This window comes from Amycolatopsis orientalis DSM 40040 = KCTC 9412 (assembly GCF_000478275.1).
Taxonomy (GTDB): Bacteria; Actinomycetota; Actinomycetes; order Mycobacteriales; family Pseudonocardiaceae; genus Amycolatopsis; species Amycolatopsis orientalis.
The window spans coordinates 59,952-76,136 of the sequence record NZ_ASJB01000082.1 but is presented as its reverse complement, the minus strand read 5'-3'; the positions used below and the strand labels follow the sequence as shown (position 1 = coordinate 76,136).

Sequence of the window (16,185 nt, the reverse complement as noted above, 5' to 3'; positions counted from 1 at the left end):
GTGTTGCAACGACCCCTGGAATCCACCCCCTCGGCTGAGCCGAGGGAAGGGGGCCTTCACGCGAAGTACGACCGTCCTATCAGAACTCGTCGGCCTCGGTCAGTTCGTGTTCGAACGCGTCGGCGCGGGTGACGAGGGCCTTCAGCGGATGTTCGAACTCGTTGACCAGGTTCAGGTCGATCAGCGGGATCGTGTGCTTGAGCAGGGCGACGCCGTCCACCACGGCCGCGCCACCGACCGAATCGCCACCCGCGAGTTCCAGCAGGCGCCGCAGATCGATCTTGTCGGCCCAGCCGACCGGGGACGAGATCTCAACCCACTCCGCGCCGTCGTGGTCGGGCAGGTGGTGCAAGGACACCTGCTGGCCGCGGCCGTCCTCGGTGTCGACCCGGAACCGGAGCCAGCCGTCCCGCTCTTCGAGCACCTCGTACCGTGCCCGGACGAAATTGATCACGCCTGCCCAGATGGACACCCTCGTCACCTCTCGGTTTCGCCGCCTCGTGCGCTGTCGAGCATGGCACACCCGGGGCGGGTTCAGGCCGTGGGATAGAGCGTGGCCATCGCGCGGACGGTCTCGGTGAGGTGGGCGACCAGTTCGGCGGGTTCCAGCGCCTGCGCGTCGAGGCCGAGCTTGAGCAATCCGGCGGCGGCGTGGGGCACGCTCTCCAGCGGGATGGTGGCACGGCACCAGCCGTCCTCGTCCGCATCGGTGAGTGTGCGCCGGGCGAGACGCGCGGCCCGCGGGCCGAGGACGTCGGGCAAGGCCGCGATCCCCTGCGGCGACAGGCGGACGAGGGCCGTCTCGGTTTCTTCGGCCTCCTCGTAGCTTTCGACGTGTGTTCGCCAGAACGCGGAGAGTTCGAATCCGTCGGGCCGTTCGGCCTTCCGCGGCAACGTCCGGAGCTCCTGGATGGACGAGACCTTGTACGTACGCGGCTGATTCCGCCGGGCCGCGATGAGGTACCAGACGCCGGCCTTGAGCACGAGCCCCAGCGGATGCAGTCGTCGCGTGACCACCTCCGGCCGCGGCGACCAACGGCGGTAACGGACTTCGACGACCTGGTCCCGCCACAGCGCTTCCGCCACGGCGGTCAGCTGCGGTACAGGATCCGCGCGCCGGTACCAGCCGGGCGCGTCGAGGTGGAACCGCTGCCGGATCCGCATCGACGCGTCGCGGTACGGCGTCGGCAACGCGGCCGTCAGCTTGAGTTCGGCGGCGGCTACCTGGGCACCGAGCCCCAGTTCCGCGGCGGGCTCCGGCATCCCGGTGAGGAACAGCGATTCCGCCTCGCCCTCGGTGAGCCCGGTCAGGCGGGTGCGATAGCCCTCCATCAGCTGATAGCCGCCGGACGGCCCCGGCTCGGCGTAGATCGGCACGCCCGCGGCGGAAAGCGCCTCGACGTCCCGATAGACGGTGCGCGCGGTCACCCCGAGTTCCACGGCCAGCTTGGCCGCGCTCATCCGTCCCCGGTTCTGCAGCAACAGCAACAGGGAGACCATCCGTCCGGCGCGCATGTCCCGGAGTGTGCCAGCGACCACTGACAGAAGATGTCAGTGGTGACGCCGCAGGATCATCGGCATGAACGATTTCGACTTCTTCACCGGCACCTGGAACGTCGTCAACCGGCGGCTCACGACCCTTTTCGAAGGCAGCGACGACTGGCACGAGTTCCCCGGCGTCTCCACCTCCCGCTCGATCTTCGGGGGCGATGCCAACCTCGACGAGATCCATTTCCCGACACTGGGCAGCAGCGGCTGCACCCTCCGGCTCTTCGACGTCACGCGGAAGGAATGGTCGCTTTACTGGGCCAGCAGCCGGACCGGGCTGCTCTCCCCGCCGGTGGTGGGCACCTTCACCGACGGGCGAGGCGACTTCTACGGCGACGACGCGCATGACGGGAAGCCGGTCAAGGCGCACTACATCTGGTCCGATATCACCGGAACCTCGGCGCGGTGGGAGCAGGAGTACTCCGCCGACGGCGGCCGGACGTGGGAATCGAACTGGGTCATGGAGTTCAGCCGGCCCTGAGGTGCTCTCGTACCGGGGTTGCGCGCCCTCGTGAGTGGTAATGACGGTTCTAACCGTCATTACCACTCACGACCGTCACCGTTGTGGCTTATGGGACGCCAGAGACTCCTGGGGTGCTCGACGTCCCGCGCGACTGCCATGAAAGGACCTTTCCTTGCAAATTTTGCAAGGAAAGGTCCTTTCATGGCACGGGGTCGTCACCGGACCACTGACCGAACGACACCCAGCAAAAGCGGGTCACACAGGCGCCATTCGGTAACCGGAGCCTCGCACGGTGTGGATCAGCGGCGGGTCCTTGAGCTTCCGCCGCAGCCGCGCGATGACGACGTCGAGCACGTTCGACGCGGGGTCCGCCATCTCGTCCCACGCGTACCGGATCAGTTCGGGGCGCGAGACCGGCCGCCCGGTCGCGGCCATCAGCCGCTCCATGACGAGATACTCCTTGCGGGTCACGGTGAGCAGCACACCCGCCCGCGAGATCTGGTGCCTGCCGGTGTCGAGTTCGACGTCGGCGCAGCGCAGGACCGCCGCCCGCCCGCCCATGTCGCGGCGGCACAGGCTGCGCACCCTGGCGATCAGTTCCGGCATCGCGAACGGCTTGACCAGGTAGTCCCCGCCGCCGACGCGCAACCCGTCGATCCGGTCGGCGACGCTGTCGCGCGCGGTGAGGAACAGCACCGGCATCGGCCATCCGGCGCCGCGCCTGTTCCGCACGTACGCCAGCGCGTCCCCCGAAGGAAGCATCCGGTCGAACACCACGCAGTCGTAGGCGTTCACCATCAGCGCCTCGTCGGCGCCGGGCAGGTCGGCGGCGGTGTCCACCGCGAACCCGTCGCCGCGGAGGGCGAATTCCAGCGCCACCCGCAAATTCTCGTCGTCTTCGGTCACCAGCACCCGCACACGGGAACCCTACTGGCTTGTAGCAACCACCACGTCGGCCACATGCAGCCCTCGCAGTTCTTCGACGGCGGGCATCCGGCCCAGCAGGCGCAGGCGTTGCGACTGCGCCTTGCGCACCTTCTCGAACAACCGCCGCGCGTCACGGGCGTTGCCGAAGTTGACGTCGCCGGAGATGAGCCGGAAGTGGTCGGTCAGCACCGGGGCGGCGGCGGGATCGAGTTCGTAGTCCCCCGCCGAAGCCATCCGCCCGAAGATGGCGAGCAGTTCGTCCGGACTGTAGTTCTCGAACTCGATCGTCTTGCCGAAGCGGGACGCGAGACCGGGGTTGGCGGCCAGGAAGTCGACCATCTCGCCGGTGTACCCGGCCACGATCACCGCGACCTCGTCGCGATGTTCCTCCATCAACGGGACCAGGGTGTCGATCGCCTCCTGGCCGAAATCGCCGCCGGAACCGGCGAGCCGCGAAAGCGTGTACGCCTCGTCGATGAACAGGACGCCGCCCTTGGCCTCCTCGAACACGGTCGCGGTCTTCTCCGCGGTGTGCCCGATGTACTGCCCGACGAGATCGCGGCGGGACACCTCGCGGAACTGGCCGTGCGGCAGTACTCCCAGCGCCTTCAGCAGTTTGCCGTAGATCCGCGCGACCGTCGTCTTCCCCGTGCCGGGCGCGCCCGCGAAGATCAGATGGTGCCCCGCGGCGCCGATCGGCAGCCCGGCCCGGCGGCGCCATTCGTTGACCTGCAACTCGTCGACGAGCGCGCGCACCTCCTCCTTCACCCCCGGCAGGCCGATCATCGCGTCGAGTTCGGCGAGCATCTCGTCGAGCGCGTCGTCGCCGGTGGCACCGGGAGTCGCGGCCTCGCTGAGTACCGGCGTCGCCCCCTCGGCGATCGAGATCCCGGGTTCCGCGGTGTTGGCGACCCGGCAGGCGGAGATCTCACCGCCGCAGCCCGAAGCGAACGCGATCCCCGGACCCCGGGTGTCGGTCACCGTGCACCGCTTCAGCATCGGAGCGCCGTGGTGCGCCACCGCGATGCCCTCGTAGCCGGTGTGCGAGATCACGCAGCCTTCGATGACCGGCCGGGCGTACTGGTAGACGTAGAAACCCCGCAGCCCGCAGCCGGTCACCGTGCAGTCGGCCACGACCGGATCGGCGCCCTGGCCGAGGGTGATCCCGTCGCCCAGCACGTCTTCGACGGTGGTGTCCTCGATCCTGCCGGGCGAGCCGTCGACGAGGATCCCCTGCTCCGCCGCCGAAATCACGCAGCCTGTGACGGTGAAGGCCGTCGTGCCGCGGATGACGATCGCCGGCCCGCGCCCGCCGGAGACGGTGCAGCGCTGGACGATCAGTTCGGTGTCCTGTGCCTCGATCGCGGACGCGCCGCCTGCCAGGAGTTCGATCCCTTTCAGGACAAGCGATCCGCCGAAGGTGCGGAAAACGGGCCGTTCCGCCCCGCGGCCGTCGACGACGACGGTCGCGCCGTCCGCCGCGGCCAGGGTCACCCGCAGGCCCGTCAGTTCCACGGTCTCCGCGTATTCACCGCTCGCGATGGTGATGACGGCGCCGTCGGACGCGTCCGCCAAGGCGTCGCCGATGGTCGGATACGCGCCGGGCCGTCGCGCCACCAGCAGGACGCGGCCGGGGGTCGAGGTGGTCATCAGCCCGCCTTGGCCATCAGCCAGCCGCGGTCGACGGCCTTCGCGCCCGCCTGGAACCGGCTGCGGGCACCGAGCCGGTTCATGATGTCGGCGACCATCCGGCGCACCGTGCGCACCGAGATGCCGAGCCGCGCGGCGGCGGATTCGTCGGTCGTACCGGAGAAGAGCAGCGTCAGCAGCTCCTGCTCGCGGCAGGTCAGCATCGAGGCGTCCTCGGGTTCGGCGAGATCCAGCGGGACGAGCGGCGCGGCGGCCTGCCAGATCCGCTCGAACAGGCCGACCGTCGCGGTGACCACGCCGGGGAGCCGGAAGACCGCGGATCCGGTCTGCCTGCCGTCCGCGGGGAGGACGACCGAGGTCCGGTCGATCACCAGCGCGTCCATCGGGACCTCGGCGTCGGTCCGCACCTCGGCCCCGGCCCGTGACACCCGGTTGAGCGCGCCGGACATCCGCGCGGAGTCGGGGAAGAGCACCTTGTAGCGCACTCCGGGCCGCACGTTGGCGAGCGCGATGCGCTGGAACGTGGAGTCCGTTCCCGCGCTCATGATGAGCACCTCGGCGGTGGCTTCGGCGAGGAGCTCACCCAGCCCCGCCCGATCACGGGCCGGGCCCGCTCCCATCACCAGACTGAGCTGGCCGGTCTGCACGGTCATCGCAGGTACCTCCCTCTTCCCCCGGCGCGGTCCCGCCGACGACGTCCTGTTCATGCCAGTTCCCGCCGTCCCGGCGGCGCGGGGCACCCGACGCGTTAGCGTTCAGGGGGCACCGCGGCCGTCGTGAGGGGCCGGGGGAACCGAACGCGTCTACTTTCGCCGTCCGAACATGAGGTTTTGATGACACGGGTGATGGTCGTCGAAGACGACGGGAATCTGCGGCTCGCGCTGGTCACGCAGCTGCGAGCGGCCGGCTTCGTGGTCGACGACGCCGGTGACATCGCGTCAGCGGACCGGGTTCTGCGGGAAACCCGGCACGACTGCGTGGTGTTCGACCGCATGCTGCCCGACGGCGACGCGATCTCCTACGTCCACATGCGACGGCAGCTGGGCTGGCGGGCGCCGGTGCTGTTCCTCACCGCCCGCGACGCGCTCGCCGACCGGGTGGCCGGATTCGAGCACGGCGGCGACGACTACCTCGTGAAACCGTTCGTGATGGCCGAGCTGACCGAGCGGGTGGCCAACCTGTGCCGCCGCTCCGCGTTCGACCGGCCGTCGGTGCTGCAGCACGAAGACCTGGTGATGGACTGCGCGCGGCGCGAAGTGCGCCGGGCGGGTGTACTGCTCACCTTGACCAACAAGGAGTACGCCGTGCTCGAATACCTGCTGACCAGGGCGGGACTGCCGGTGCAGCGGGCCGATCTGATCGAGCACTGCTGGGACGCGCAGGCCGATCCGATGTCCAATGTGGTCGATGTGGTGGTGAAGCGGTTGCGCCGCAAACTCAAGGAACCGGAACTGATCCACGCCGTCCGCGGTCTCGGCTACCGGCTGGGCGCCCGGTGAACACGTATTCGTCGGCCGATCGGCTGCGCAGGCTCCGCTGGCTGCTGACCGCGCTGTTCACCGTGATGAACGCGCTCGGCCTGATCGTCTTCGCGTGGCTGCTCATCAACGAGGACGGCGACCAGGGCGAGGAACGGATCGACGCCGCGCTGGCGCAGGTCACGTCGTCGGTGAGCAGGCTGGTCAGCTACGACGGCACGGTGAACTTCGGCCTGGTCAACACCGACGTGCTGAACGATCGCTGCCCCCAGTTCGCGATCCTGCCCGGCGGCGCGCCCGCGTTCCAGGCGCATCTTTCGCGGGCGAACTGCGTCCCGATGAGCCCGCAGGTGCTGAACGGCCTCGCCAGCGAGGCGGCGCGGACCGGCAAACTGGTGCGGGGTCATCAAAAGGCGACCGACGGCGAAGTGGTCAAGGTCCGCGCCGAGCCCCTGCGCGACACCAACGGCAAGGTGTTCGCGGCCGTCGTCGCGGTGCAGTCCACGGCCACCGAAGACGACGCGCACACCCAGTTCACGCTGCTGGTGATCGGCGGGACGGTATTGCTGGTCACGGTGCTGGGCTTCGCGGGCCACCTGCTGTCCGGCCGCTCGATCCGGCCCGCGGCCGCGGCCCTGCAACAGCAGGAAGTCCTCCTCGCCGAAACCGCACACGACCTCCGCACCCCGGTCGCCGCCCTGCGCGCGCTCGCCGAAACCGCGATGACCAACCCGGCCCAGTCGGCGGAACTCCTGCCGCGGACCGTCCGCCTCGCCGCGAGGATGGGCGGGATCATCGACGACCTCCTCGTCCGCGCCCGGCTCGCCGCGGGGGTGGAACAGCTGAGCCTGCAGCCGATCTGGCTCGACCAGCTGGTGGTGGGCGTGGTCGAGGACACCGCGACCGACAGCGCGGAGATCACCGTCACCGCCGCGCCCACGAAGGTCAACGCCGACCCCGCGTTGCTGCAACGCGCCATCGGCAACCTCCTCGACAACGCCGTGCGCTACGGCCGCCAGCCGGGCGCGAAGGCCTTCGTGCACCTCACCGTCGCGGGCGGCACCGTGACCGTCGCCGACCACGGCCCGGGCATCGACACCACGATGGCGGACGACGCCTTCGACCGGTTCGCCAGCACCGGCGGATCTTCCGGGCTGGGACTGTCCATCGTGCGGTGGGTCGCGCAGTCGCACGGCGGCACCCTCGCGGTGTACAACGCCGACGAGGGCGGCGCGATCTTCGAACTGAGGCTGCCGGTCAGCCCGAACTGAGGCAGGGAGCGGAGCCGCTACCGCGGCGGTTCCGCTCCGTCGCGGAGCCAGCCGGGAACATGCTCGTCCGCACGCGGGTACATCCGAAGCTCCTCTTGGAAGAACCGCGCGTCGGGCCGGTGGTCCCAGTCAGGCTCGTCGTACCAGCCGTACTCCGCGCTGAACTTCCCGTTCACCACGAGGTGGAACTTGACGGACGTCCAGGTTCCCTCCCCCGGCTTGTACATGTCACCGCGCAGGCCCGTGAAGAAGGCGACCGCCTCCGGGGGCTCCCACTCGATCGCCTGGCCGAAAACGGTCAGCACCTGAGCGTGCAGCTCCACATAGCCGCCGATCGAACGGAAGTCGACGAAGACCTGCTGCCAGTCGACCGGCGCGTGCTGCATCAGGTGATCGCGGAACGCGGTGACCACCTCGCCGACCTGTGCCTGGTTCAACGGGATCAGCTCGGTGACGTCCTTCTCCGGCGGGGCGGGGCGATCCTTCCATTCGGGCAGCTTGTCGAGCAGCCAATCCGGAGTGTGCTCCAGTTCCCTCGCGAAGAGCTTGAGATCCTCCGCGTAGTTCGAATCCTCGATGGCCGGATTCCACTCCGGTTCGTAATCGCGGTTGTAGCTGCGGAAGAAGGCCCCTGACGATTCGAGTGTGAACCTCGCGGAGAACCAGGCACCGCGCTCCGGCTCACGCCGGTACTGCGCGACACGCAAACGGGCCAGGGGCCGGTTCAGGTCGACGGGCGGGGCGATCTCGAGCGTGGAACCGTCGTCGCGAAGGACGGTCAACGCCAGGTCCTGGACCGGGACGGTCATCCGGCTGATCAGGTCGATGCGACGCCAGCCCTGTTCCCCGACGAGATCGACGAGCGCGTTCCCCACCAGCTGTTCCAGCTCGGCCGGATCGTCAGCCCCGGAAGTTCCTGGGCCAGAGTTCGACGTTGTGGTCATTGGGGAAGCTCCTCACGTGGATGGTCGTCCTGCCGTTTTCGTCTACTTCACGCCACCGGACATGGCGTGAGTGCGCGTCGTCCACCCCGCGGTCACGAAGCTCGAAGACATCTTCCCAAACGACATCTCCCGCCTTGTCCTGGCGACGCTCAAGCGCGAAGAAGGTGTCTTTTTTCGGGGTGAGCGGGGTGTTCTTGTTGCCTTGGTTCTGACGACGCCCTTCGGTGCCCTGGTTGATCGCCTCACCACCACCGCCTCGAGCGGTGCCGCGGTGGTGTCCGCCGTCGTCGATGTTCCCGCTCTTGCCGTCGGGCTTCACCTCGATGCCGCCGCTCGCACCGACGTGGCTCTGAGCGGAACCGTCGCGCCGCAAGCTGGAGGCGCCGTCCGGATCCGGCACGCCCGACGTCGCGACGGTGTTGCCCCGGGCATCGGTGCGGTGGAAGGCCGTGCCGTCGTCCACCCTGACCACCGCCGACTTCGGCGGGTGGTTGAGGTCCGCGTCGAACGGCTTTCCGGTGTGCACGTGGGTGACCGTCCCGGTGGGCCCGGTCTGGAAAGTGCCGTAGGGATGACCGTTGTGGTCGACCAGGGTGAACCGGGTGTTCGGCGGCAGATCGGTCCGGTTCGTGAACGGCTCGCCGTGCTTGCCGGTGAAGGCCTTCGTCACCTGCTCTCGTTGATGAGGCGCCCAGTCCTCGGTCTTCCCAGCGGTGAACTTCTTGTCCTTCGCGCTGTAGGTGACCTCGTTGTCCGGCTTCGGCCACGTGTGCTCGGGGTTCTTCGCCCGCTTGGTCCCGTAGAAACCGTCTTGGGTGACATCGGCGCCGATCCTGTCGCCGTGCTTGATCTCGGCGTTCGTCCGCCCTCGCTGGCCGGTCTCCGCCTCGACGTGGGTGATCTTCCCGTCCGCGTCGGTGTAGTGGGTCGCGCGTGGTTGCCCGTACTCGTCGGTGACCGTATGTGCCTTGTTGGGCTCCAGCGTCGGGTTCCCGTCCGCGTCCAGCTTGGGGTTCCCGGCGGCGTCGGTGTGCTTCCGGTTGAAGGCCTCGCTCTGTCCGACCTCGCGTTCGTGGTGTACCGGTGGACCGATCGTCTCGGGTCGTTCGTACTTCACGCCCGGCTCGGGAATCCCGTCCCCATCGACGCGATACTCCTGATGCATCGGCCCGCGGTCGATCCGGTAGTTGGCGTCGCCGACGCGGTTCGCCAGCTCCGGATTCACCCGGCCGGGGTGCTGGTCGGTGTCGATCCACTTGACCTTGCGCGTCTCGTCGGTCTGGAAGGTCCCGCGAGGATTACCTTCGGCGTCGACGACGTGGTACCGGGTATTCGGCTCCAGATCCGCACGGTGGCTGAACGGTTCGTCCACCTTGGGCGCCGGGATGTGCTCGTTCGGCACACGCACCGTCTTCGCCGGCCGCCGCGGTGTCTCGACCTCGGCGTTACGCGTGACATGGTGCTTGCCGTGGATGGTGTTCACCGCTTCCGCGGAAGTCACCGTGTGGGTGGTGCCGTCGGCCTTGGTCGCGAACGAGTCGACCCGGTGGCCGACCTGGACCCGGTAATCGGCGTTGCGGGCGGGCCAGGCGACTTCCGCGTTGATGTGGTGCCGGTTGTTCGGCGCCACGGCGTCCACGTGCGTGACCACACCTCGGGAATCGGTGTAGGCGTGACTGCGCACGGTGCCGTCCGGACCGTATATGTCGTACCGGGTGCGGGGCTCCAGGTTCTCGGCCGACGCGAAGAACGAATCGTTCTCGCCCAGCTTCCTCGGCGCCACGTGGTCGAAATCGGGCTCGTGCCACCTCGTCTGGATCTGCGGGTCCAGATCGGGGTCGGGAGCGCGGTGCGGGCCCACAGGATCCTGGTCGGGGACGCCCGTTTCCTCGCGTGGGGGAGGAGAGTCTCCGGCGTCTCCCCCGTCGTGGTGGCTTCCGCCCGGTGGCACCGGATCGTCGGGGTTGATGACGGAATGGATGTCCCGTACCGGGGGCACGTCCCCGTCCGGCGCGCGTGTCGGGCTCGGGTGCTGGGGATGGTCGCCACCCCGCGTCGGGTGCTCCGGCCGCCGGTAGTGCCGGTCCGGGAACGGGTCGCCCGTCGGCATCCTCGAACCCGGCCTGCGCGGCCCGGGTTCCGGCCACAGCTCCCCCGTGCTCCAGTCCGAGCGGTGCGAACGAGTGGGCGGCCGCGGTGTCTCCGGCACGGCCCCCTCCGCTCGGGCCGCCGCGGCGGCCGGGGGCGCCTGACCCGCCAACGCGGGCTCGCCTTTCGGGGCGGACTCGGGAGGTTCGACGTGGCGAGGCTTGCCCGCGTCGAGGTCCACGTCGACGAACTCGGTGTCGTGCCGCGGCGCCCGTCCGGGATCACCCTCCGGCAGTGAGTCCGGGGTGGACTTCTTCTCCGGTGTCTGCTCCTTGTCCTTCGGGGCGGGATCCTTCGGGGCGGGTTCCCTGGTGGGATGCGGTGTCGGCGGCTCGCTGCCGGGCGTGATGTGGTGCCCTCGTGCCATGTCCTCACCGACGTGCACCAAGCCGAGGATCCGCGCCGTCGTGTAGATCACCTTCTGGGTGCGTGTCCGCGGGACGACCGGGGCGGCCGTCGCCCACTCCTGCTGTGCCTTCCGGACGGTTTCCGCTTCCGGCAGCACCGTCGATTCGCGCGTGTCGGCCGGATCGACCCGGTCGGACATGCGGACTTCCCCGGTCTCGGGGTTGATGGTGGCCCTCGGTACGTCCGCGTCCCCGGCCCGAAGTCCCGCCGCTTCGACATCCCCGTTCGAGGTGTTCGTCCGCTCGTGATGGGCGGGCGCTTCGGCGGCGTCGGGCCGGGCGGCTTCGGACGGGTTCTCGGCGCGAGACGCCGGCGAGGACTCCTGCTCGCGGTGCGACGCGGGCGGAGCCTCCTCGTTCGCTTTGGGAGCGGGGGAACCCTGCTCCGTGCCGGTGTGCGGAGTGTCCTTTCCGGACGCGTGGGGCGTGCCCTGCTCCATGGCTTCGCCGACGGAACCGGGCCGTGCCGCGGGTTCCGGGCGAGCCGAGGGCTCGGGCCGGGTCGCGGGCTCCGGGCGGGTCGTGGGCTCGGGCCGGGTCGTGGGGTCCGGGCGAGTCGAAGGCTCCGGAGTGCGGTCGGGAACCCGCTCTTCCGGTGTCCTGGCGGGCCGTCGTTCGTCGGGTACGTGTTCCGGGGTCCGGTCACCAGGCGGCCGGTTCGGCGGTCGCTCCGGCGTCGGCCCGTCCGGCGTCCGGTCCCCTGGCGGATTCGTCGGCGGAGTGTCGTCGGGCGTACGCGGGTTGTGCGGCGGAGGCGGGGTGTCACCGGTGTGTGCCGGAACCCCGGCGGGCGAATGTCCGAGCCCCACCTTCGAGAGCAGCGAATCGACGCCGGGGACCTTGCGGACGGCCTTGGCGGCCAGTTCGGTACCGGTGGGGATCTTGGTGATCGCCGTCCCCGCCTTTTCGGCGACGCGGCCCACCGCGGCGACGGCACCGACCTTGCTTCCCGCCGCGGCGGCGCCCGCGCCGCGGAGCCCCGCTCCTGCACCCTTCGTGCCGAGCACGGAGCTGACGATGTTGAAGGTGGCCTTGCCCGCCGCGCGGGACGGGTCCTCGCTCCAGGTGTCCCACGCGACCAGCGCCTTGCCCGCTTCTTTCAGCGTGTCGCCCATGGCGCCGCGTTCGAAACCCGGGATGCCGACGGTCTGGTCGAGCTGCGCCAAACCCGGGGTCGAGTAGGTCGCCACGGCGAGGCCGAACTTGCCCAGTCCTTTCCACGCCGTGCCGAACGTGTCCCAGGAGAAGTGCCCGTCGCCATAGCCCGCGAGCGCGGCGAAACCGACGAACATGTCGACGGCGCCTTCACCGATACCGACGAAGAACCCGCCGATTTTTCCCCAGAAGCCCTTCGATTTCGGCTTCTTCGGCGCTTTGGTCTCCTCCCCCGCCGGTTTGCCGACCTTGGTCGCGTAGTCGTTCATCAGTGTCGCGATCTGCTGGGCGACCTTGATGGCGAACACCGTCTGCGCCGCCCAGCTGGTGCAGCGGCCGAAAAGCTCGTTGTTGTCGGAGATGTGCTTCCGGATGTCGTGCTTCGCCGACACGATGAGATCCCCGTAGCCGCGGCAGGCTCCGGACAGGCTGGTCATCGCGTTCACCATCTCCTTGACCCCCGATTCGCCGGGCGAACCGTTGTTCAAGGAGTGGATGGCGTAGTAGAGCTCGAAACCGGCGGCGTCCCGCCAGGCCTTGCGCAGTTCCCCGGCGGCGTTGTCGGAAAGCTGGACGGCGTCGCCCAGCGCCTTCGCGGAGTCGGTCCATGCCGTGGCCAGATCCCACGCGGCGGTTTCGCTGTCCGACGGCCAGATCGCTTCCCTGGGCTGTCCTCCGTTCGAGACCACCCAGTTCCAGAGATTCCCCTCCGGCTCGACGATGTCGCTCATGACCGGGGCGGCTTCACCGGTTGTACTGGCCGGCGGCGGCACCGTCGGTCGACTGGTACGCCTGCACCGCCTGGCCGCCGTTGTCCGCCAGTTGCCGGTAGATCCCGGGGATCTGGTCCATGGCACCGGTCACCGCGGTCTTCGGTGCCGAGTAGAGAGCGGTGAACGCGCGCCCCAGCGGGCCGCCGCCGATCCGCTCGGGGGCGTCGATCTTGCCGCGCTGCAGCAGCCAGGCCGGTTCGAGGGCGTCACCCGCGGCGCGCAGCCTGTTCAGCTGTCCCGTCGTTTCTTCGGGGGACATGTCGATTTTCCCGGTCCCGCCCTGATCGCCGGTCATCGGCCCCTCCGGTCGAGTTCGTGCAACAGCGGATCGAACCGCAGATCGGTCGTCCCGGGGGTCGCGTCGGCTGGCAGGAAACCCGCGACTATCTCCATGACCTCCTCCTGGGACCGTTCGACGGCGCGGCGGAAGGTTTCGGTGATGTCCCGCGCCAGCGCGGCCGAATCGGGCGCCCGGTAGATCCGCGGGTCCAGCCACAGTTCGATGAGCTCACCCGCCCCGCCGACGGTCACGCCGATCAGCCCGTCGTCGGATTCGGCGGTGGCGCGGATCCGGGCCATCCGCGCTTGGGTGGACCGGATGTCCTCGGCCATCCGCCCGTACTCCGCCCGCATGTCCAGTTGGAACGGCGAATCCATGGCACCTCCCCTGTTCGCGTCCCCGCCAGCCTGTCGTCGCCAGGGGCTGCTCGGGGCGCCGTGACCTGTTGCTGTCACGGGGACTCGTCGCGCCGCTCGGCGCACGACCATGTGACATGGAGAAAGGAGCCGCCCCGATGACCTTCGACGTGGTCGGCCTGTGCCACCGGGAACCCGATGCCGGCACCCTGGTCTCGGCGATCCGGACCGCGAGCCCGCTGTCCGATGTGGAGGTGGACGAAGACCGCTTGCTCTTCCTGCTACGGCATCCCGAGGGCCGGGTGCTGCTGGCCATCGAGAGCGGGCGGCTGGTGCGAGTGCCCGGCGAAGTACGGCGGCTGCTCGGCGTCGAGGTGCCGCCACCGGTGTGGTGGGTCGAAGGGCGCGCCCCGGACGGCGCCACCGAAGCGGAAAGCGTGGCTCGGGAGTTCACCGCCGCCTTGGTCGCCGCGACCGGCGGAACGACATGGGCGAGCCGATGAGCGCGCATCCCGCCGCCGACCGCGCGACCTCCGAAGCACTCGTCGTCGAACAGTTCCGCGACGTGGTTCCCGCCTCCACCTGGCTGGTCGACGCGGCCAGGACCGCCGTCGACAGCGGACGCGTGCTGCAACTCGTCACCCACTCGCGCGGCGGCCTGACCTACCCGCTGGAATCCTTGCTCGCCGACGCGCGGGCCGGCTGGGTCGTGCGCGACGACTTCGGTGACTATCGCGACGGCTTCCTGGGCCTTCCCCTGATCTGGAAAGACGCCCGCTTCGTTCCAAGCCAAGGCGCGACGATCCCCACCCCGCGAAAGTACTCACCGGGCAGCGGGGACCTCGAAGTCCGGATCACGACGTCGTACCTGGCCGGGGAACCACTCCGGCTCGGCAGGAGTACTGAGATCGCGATGCGGACGCTCACCGGTTCCGGGCCGCTCGGCTGGGGTGTCGCGGAACCGGTCACCGAACCCTGGTCGGCTTCGGACGTCTCCGCCCATTGCCTTCCGCGGGCGACTCGGGCGGCCTCAGTGATCGTCGTCGGAGAAGGCGTGACGGGGCGGTTACAAGTGTCCCAAGTGGACGAAGACGTCGTCGAGGAACTCAGGCTCAGCGGTCCGGCGGCGGGTTCGGTGGACACCCGCCGGATCGAAGACCTGGCCGCCGAGTGCGCGGGCACGGTGACACGCCTGGTCGTCGCCGCGCATCCCGGGCGCGTCCACGGCGTGCGTACCTCGACCCCCGCGCCGCCCGCGCTGCCCTACGGAGTCCTTTTCGGACACGAGCTGGTCTCCGCCTTCGGCGTGGCGCACGCGCACCGGACCCCGGCCGCGCGCGTGAAACTCCTGGGCGCCGGCTCCCGCAAAGCCCTCTGGTGCCGGTTCGACGGCGGCACCTCGGCACCGTTCGAACAACTCACCGACATCCTTCATCACTACGGCAAGCCCGCCGGGAGCTGAACCAGTGAAACGAAACCAGGTGGCCGTGCTGACCGCGGTGCTCGCCGTGACGGCTCAGTTCTTCGGAATCGCACCCCCAGCTCAGGCCGCACCTCCGGCGGGTGCCTGTCATACGCCGGAACCGGCGCGCTCCGCCGTACCCGCACAACCCTGGGCGCAACAGGCCCTCGACCCGCGCCGTGCGTGGCCGCACAGCCGGGGCGGCGGGGTGCTCGTCGCCGTGGTCGACTCCGGGGTCGACGCGGATCATCCGCAACTCCAGCGACCGGGGAAAGTCCTTCCAGGCCGGGACTTCTATCTCGCCGGCAGCTATCCCGGCGCCTTCGACTGCGTGTCCCACGGCACCGGTGTGGCCGCCATCGTGGCCGCGGACCCGGTGGCGGGCATCGGATTCCACGGAGTCGCGCCGGATGCGCGGATCCTGCCGGTGCGGATCAGCGATCGCGACGTCGGCGACCAGGGCGAGGCACTGCGGATCGATCCCCAGGTCGTGGCCAACGGGATCCGGTACGCCGCGGACCAGGGCGCCAGGGTCCTGAACCTTTCGCTGGCGGGACACGAAGACTTCGCCGTCATCCGCGACGCCGTCGCCTACGCGGTCGCGAGGGATGTCCTGGTGGTGGCCGCGGCGGGCAACGCACAACGGGACACGACCACCGAGCTGCCGTCGTATCCGGCTTCCTACCCCGGAGTGCTCGCGGTGGGCGCGGTGGACATCGACGGCGCACGGATCCAGGGTTCCCAGGTGGGCCGGTATGTCGATCTCGTCGCGCCCGGCGCCAAGGTACTGACCGCGACGAGGGTGGCGGGCCACGCCTATGTCGACGGCACGAGTTTCGCCGCCCCGTTCGTCACCGGTACCGCGGCACTGGTGCGGTCGGCCTGGCCCGGCCTCAGCGCCGCCGAAGTCGCGCAGCGGCTGGTGGCGACGGCGGCCCCGGCGCGCGGTGGCCAGGGCAGTCCCGCTTACGGGGCCGGACTGGTCGACCCGTACCGGGCGGTGACCGACGGGCTCGATCCGCAGAAACCCGCGGCCCTGCCCGCCTTCGTCCCGTCGCCGCCGGATCAGGCGCGGCTCGACCGGGAGGCCCGTGACGAGCGGACGGCGGCGATCGCGACGTGGCTCACGGTCGCCGCGGCGACCGGAGTCGTGCTGGCCGCGCTGATCGCGGTGATCGCGCCTCGTGGACGACGTCGTCGCTGGCGACCCATCCGCGCCGCCACCGTGCCGGATCGGCCCACCGTGGTCGAACCGCCGGAACAGGTCTTCCTGATCTCGGAGCATTGAGCACCGGCGCACCGCGGGCGGATCCACGGTCCCGG

At 69.8% G+C, this 16,185-nt stretch carries 15 protein-coding genes; 6 read left to right on the top strand and 9 right to left on the bottom strand.

Features of this window, described 5'->3' with window-relative positions; genetic code table 11:
- Positions 1-79: 79 nt before the first annotated feature.
- Positions 80-472, bottom strand: coding sequence for a hypothetical protein (locus tag L324_RS31055; RefSeq protein ID WP_037317116.1), 393 nt, complete (start codon positions 470-472; stop codon positions 80-82).
- 62 nt (positions 473-534) lie between these two features.
- Positions 535-1,515 carry a helix-turn-helix transcriptional regulator gene (locus L324_RS31050; RefSeq protein ID WP_037317113.1) on the bottom strand — a complete coding sequence of 327 codons (981 nt, stop codon included), beginning with the start codon at positions 1,513-1,515 and terminating at the stop codon, positions 535-537.
- Positions 1,516-1,579: 64 nt separating this feature from the next.
- Between L324_RS31050 and L324_RS31045 the strand changes: the two genes are divergently transcribed.
- A complete protein-coding gene (locus L324_RS31045) occupies positions 1,580-2,029 on the top strand; it encodes a hypothetical protein (RefSeq protein ID WP_037317069.1) in 450 nt (149 codons plus the stop codon).
- 237 nt (positions 2,030-2,266) lie between these two features.
- Here the strand turns inward: L324_RS31045 and L324_RS31040 are convergent, their stop codons facing one another.
- Genes L324_RS31040 through L324_RS31030 form a run of 3 tightly spaced genes read right to left on the bottom strand, consistent with a single transcriptional unit; the run spans position 2,267 to position 5,241 of the window.
- A complete protein-coding gene (locus L324_RS31040; RefSeq protein ID WP_037317066.1) occupies positions 2,267-2,929 on the bottom strand; it encodes a winged helix-turn-helix domain-containing protein in 663 nt (220 codons plus the stop codon).
- Between the two features lie 9 nt (positions 2,930-2,938).
- Positions 2,939-4,588, bottom strand: coding sequence for a right-handed parallel beta-helix repeat-containing protein (locus L324_RS31035; RefSeq protein ID WP_037317063.1), 1,650 nt, complete (start codon positions 4,586-4,588; stop codon positions 2,939-2,941).
- Positions 4,588-5,241, bottom strand: a complete 654-nt coding sequence (locus L324_RS31030; RefSeq protein ID WP_037317059.1) for a helix-turn-helix transcriptional regulator — start codon at positions 5,239-5,241, stop codon at positions 4,588-4,590. The genes L324_RS31035 and L324_RS31030 overlap by 1 nt, the downstream gene beginning before the upstream one ends.
- Before the next feature lie 180 nt (positions 5,242-5,421).
- Here L324_RS31030 and L324_RS31025 point away from each other — a divergent pair, with 180 nt between their 5' ends.
- Together L324_RS31025 and L324_RS31020 are read left to right on the top strand one after the other, a co-directional pair.
- Positions 5,422-6,087 carry a response regulator transcription factor gene (locus L324_RS31025; protein WP_173426423.1) on the top strand — a complete coding sequence of 222 codons (666 nt, stop codon included), beginning with the start codon at positions 5,422-5,424 and terminating at the stop codon, positions 6,085-6,087.
- Positions 6,084-7,337, top strand: coding sequence for a sensor histidine kinase (locus L324_RS31020; RefSeq protein ID WP_037317056.1), 1,254 nt, complete (start codon positions 6,084-6,086; stop codon positions 7,335-7,337). The genes L324_RS31025 and L324_RS31020 overlap by 4 nt, the downstream gene beginning before the upstream one ends.
- A gap of 17 nt (positions 7,338-7,354) precedes the next feature.
- On the opposite strand, the gene L324_RS43255 is transcribed toward L324_RS31020, so the two are convergent.
- From L324_RS43255 to L324_RS30995, 4 genes are read right to left on the bottom strand one after another with little or no spacing between them, the layout of a single operon-like run.
- Positions 7,355-8,281, bottom strand: a complete 927-nt coding sequence (locus L324_RS43255) for a hypothetical protein (RefSeq protein ID WP_175583837.1) — start codon at positions 8,279-8,281, stop codon at positions 7,355-7,357.
- Entirely contained in the window at positions 8,238-12,722 is a 4,485-nt protein-coding gene (locus L324_RS41070; protein ID WP_051174184.1) for a WXG100-like domain-containing protein, read from the bottom strand. Before L324_RS41070 ends, L324_RS43255 begins: the two co-directional genes overlap by 44 nt.
- A 13-nt stretch (positions 12,723-12,735) precedes the next feature.
- Positions 12,736-13,059: a hypothetical protein gene (locus L324_RS31000; protein ID WP_037317053.1), complete on the bottom strand. Its 324-nt coding sequence runs from the start codon at positions 13,057-13,059 to the stop codon at positions 12,736-12,738.
- Positions 13,056-13,421, bottom strand: a complete 366-nt coding sequence (locus L324_RS30995; RefSeq protein ID WP_037317050.1) for a YbaB/EbfC family nucleoid-associated protein — start codon at positions 13,419-13,421, stop codon at positions 13,056-13,058. Before L324_RS30995 ends, L324_RS31000 begins: the two co-directional genes overlap by 4 nt.
- 137 nt (positions 13,422-13,558) lie before the next feature.
- On the opposite strand from L324_RS30995, the gene L324_RS30990 reads away from it, so the two are divergent.
- From L324_RS30990 to mycP, 3 genes are read left to right on the top strand one after another with little or no spacing between them, the layout of a single operon-like run.
- The gene (locus tag L324_RS30990) at positions 13,559-13,903 is read left to right on the top strand and encodes a hypothetical protein (protein ID WP_037317047.1); all 345 of its coding nucleotides are present in this window, start codon (positions 13,559-13,561) and stop codon (positions 13,901-13,903) included.
- Positions 13,888-14,862, top strand: coding sequence for a DUF6177 family protein (locus tag L324_RS30985; RefSeq protein WP_037317044.1), 975 nt, complete (start codon positions 13,888-13,890; stop codon positions 14,860-14,862). The genes L324_RS30990 and L324_RS30985 overlap by 16 nt, the downstream gene beginning before the upstream one ends.
- Positions 14,863-14,866: 4 nt before the next feature.
- On the top strand, positions 14,867-16,150 hold the full coding sequence (gene mycP / locus L324_RS30980) for a type VII secretion-associated serine protease mycosin (RefSeq protein ID WP_081736526.1): 1,284 nt from the start codon (positions 14,867-14,869) through the stop codon (positions 16,148-16,150).
- The last annotated feature ends 35 nt before the right edge of the window (positions 16,151-16,185 follow it).

Coding starts and splice junctions, on each gene's coding strand:
- L324_RS31050 (WP_037317113.1), bottom strand. CDS start 1,515: ATGCGCGCCGGACGGATGGTCTCCCTGTTGCTGTTGCTGCAGAACCGG.
- L324_RS31045 (WP_037317069.1), top strand. CDS start 1,580: ATGAACGATTTCGACTTCTTCACCGGCACCTGGAACGTCGTCAACCGG.
- L324_RS31035 (WP_037317063.1), bottom strand. CDS start 4,588: ATGACCACCTCGACCCCCGGCCGCGTCCTGCTGGTGGCGCGACGGCCC.
- L324_RS31030 (WP_037317059.1), bottom strand. CDS start 5,241: ATGACCGTGCAGACCGGCCAGCTCAGTCTGGTGATGGGAGCGGGCCCG.
- L324_RS31025 (WP_173426423.1), top strand. CDS start 5,422: ATGACACGGGTGATGGTCGTCGAAGACGACGGGAATCTGCGGCTCGCG.
- L324_RS43255 (WP_175583837.1), bottom strand. CDS start 8,281: ATGACCACAACGTCGAACTCTGGCCCAGGAACTTCCGGGGCTGACGAT.
- L324_RS41070 (WP_051174184.1), bottom strand. CDS start 12,722: ATGAGCGACATCGTCGAGCCGGAGGGGAATCTCTGGAACTGGGTGGTC.
- L324_RS31000 (WP_037317053.1), bottom strand. CDS start 13,059: ATGACCGGCGATCAGGGCGGGACCGGGAAAATCGACATGTCCCCCGAA.
- L324_RS30995 (WP_037317050.1), bottom strand. CDS start 13,421: ATGGATTCGCCGTTCCAACTGGACATGCGGGCGGAGTACGGGCGGATG.
- L324_RS30990 (WP_037317047.1), top strand. CDS start 13,559: ATGACCTTCGACGTGGTCGGCCTGTGCCACCGGGAACCCGATGCCGGC.
- L324_RS30985 (WP_037317044.1), top strand. CDS start 13,888: ATGGGCGAGCCGATGAGCGCGCATCCCGCCGCCGACCGCGCGACCTCC.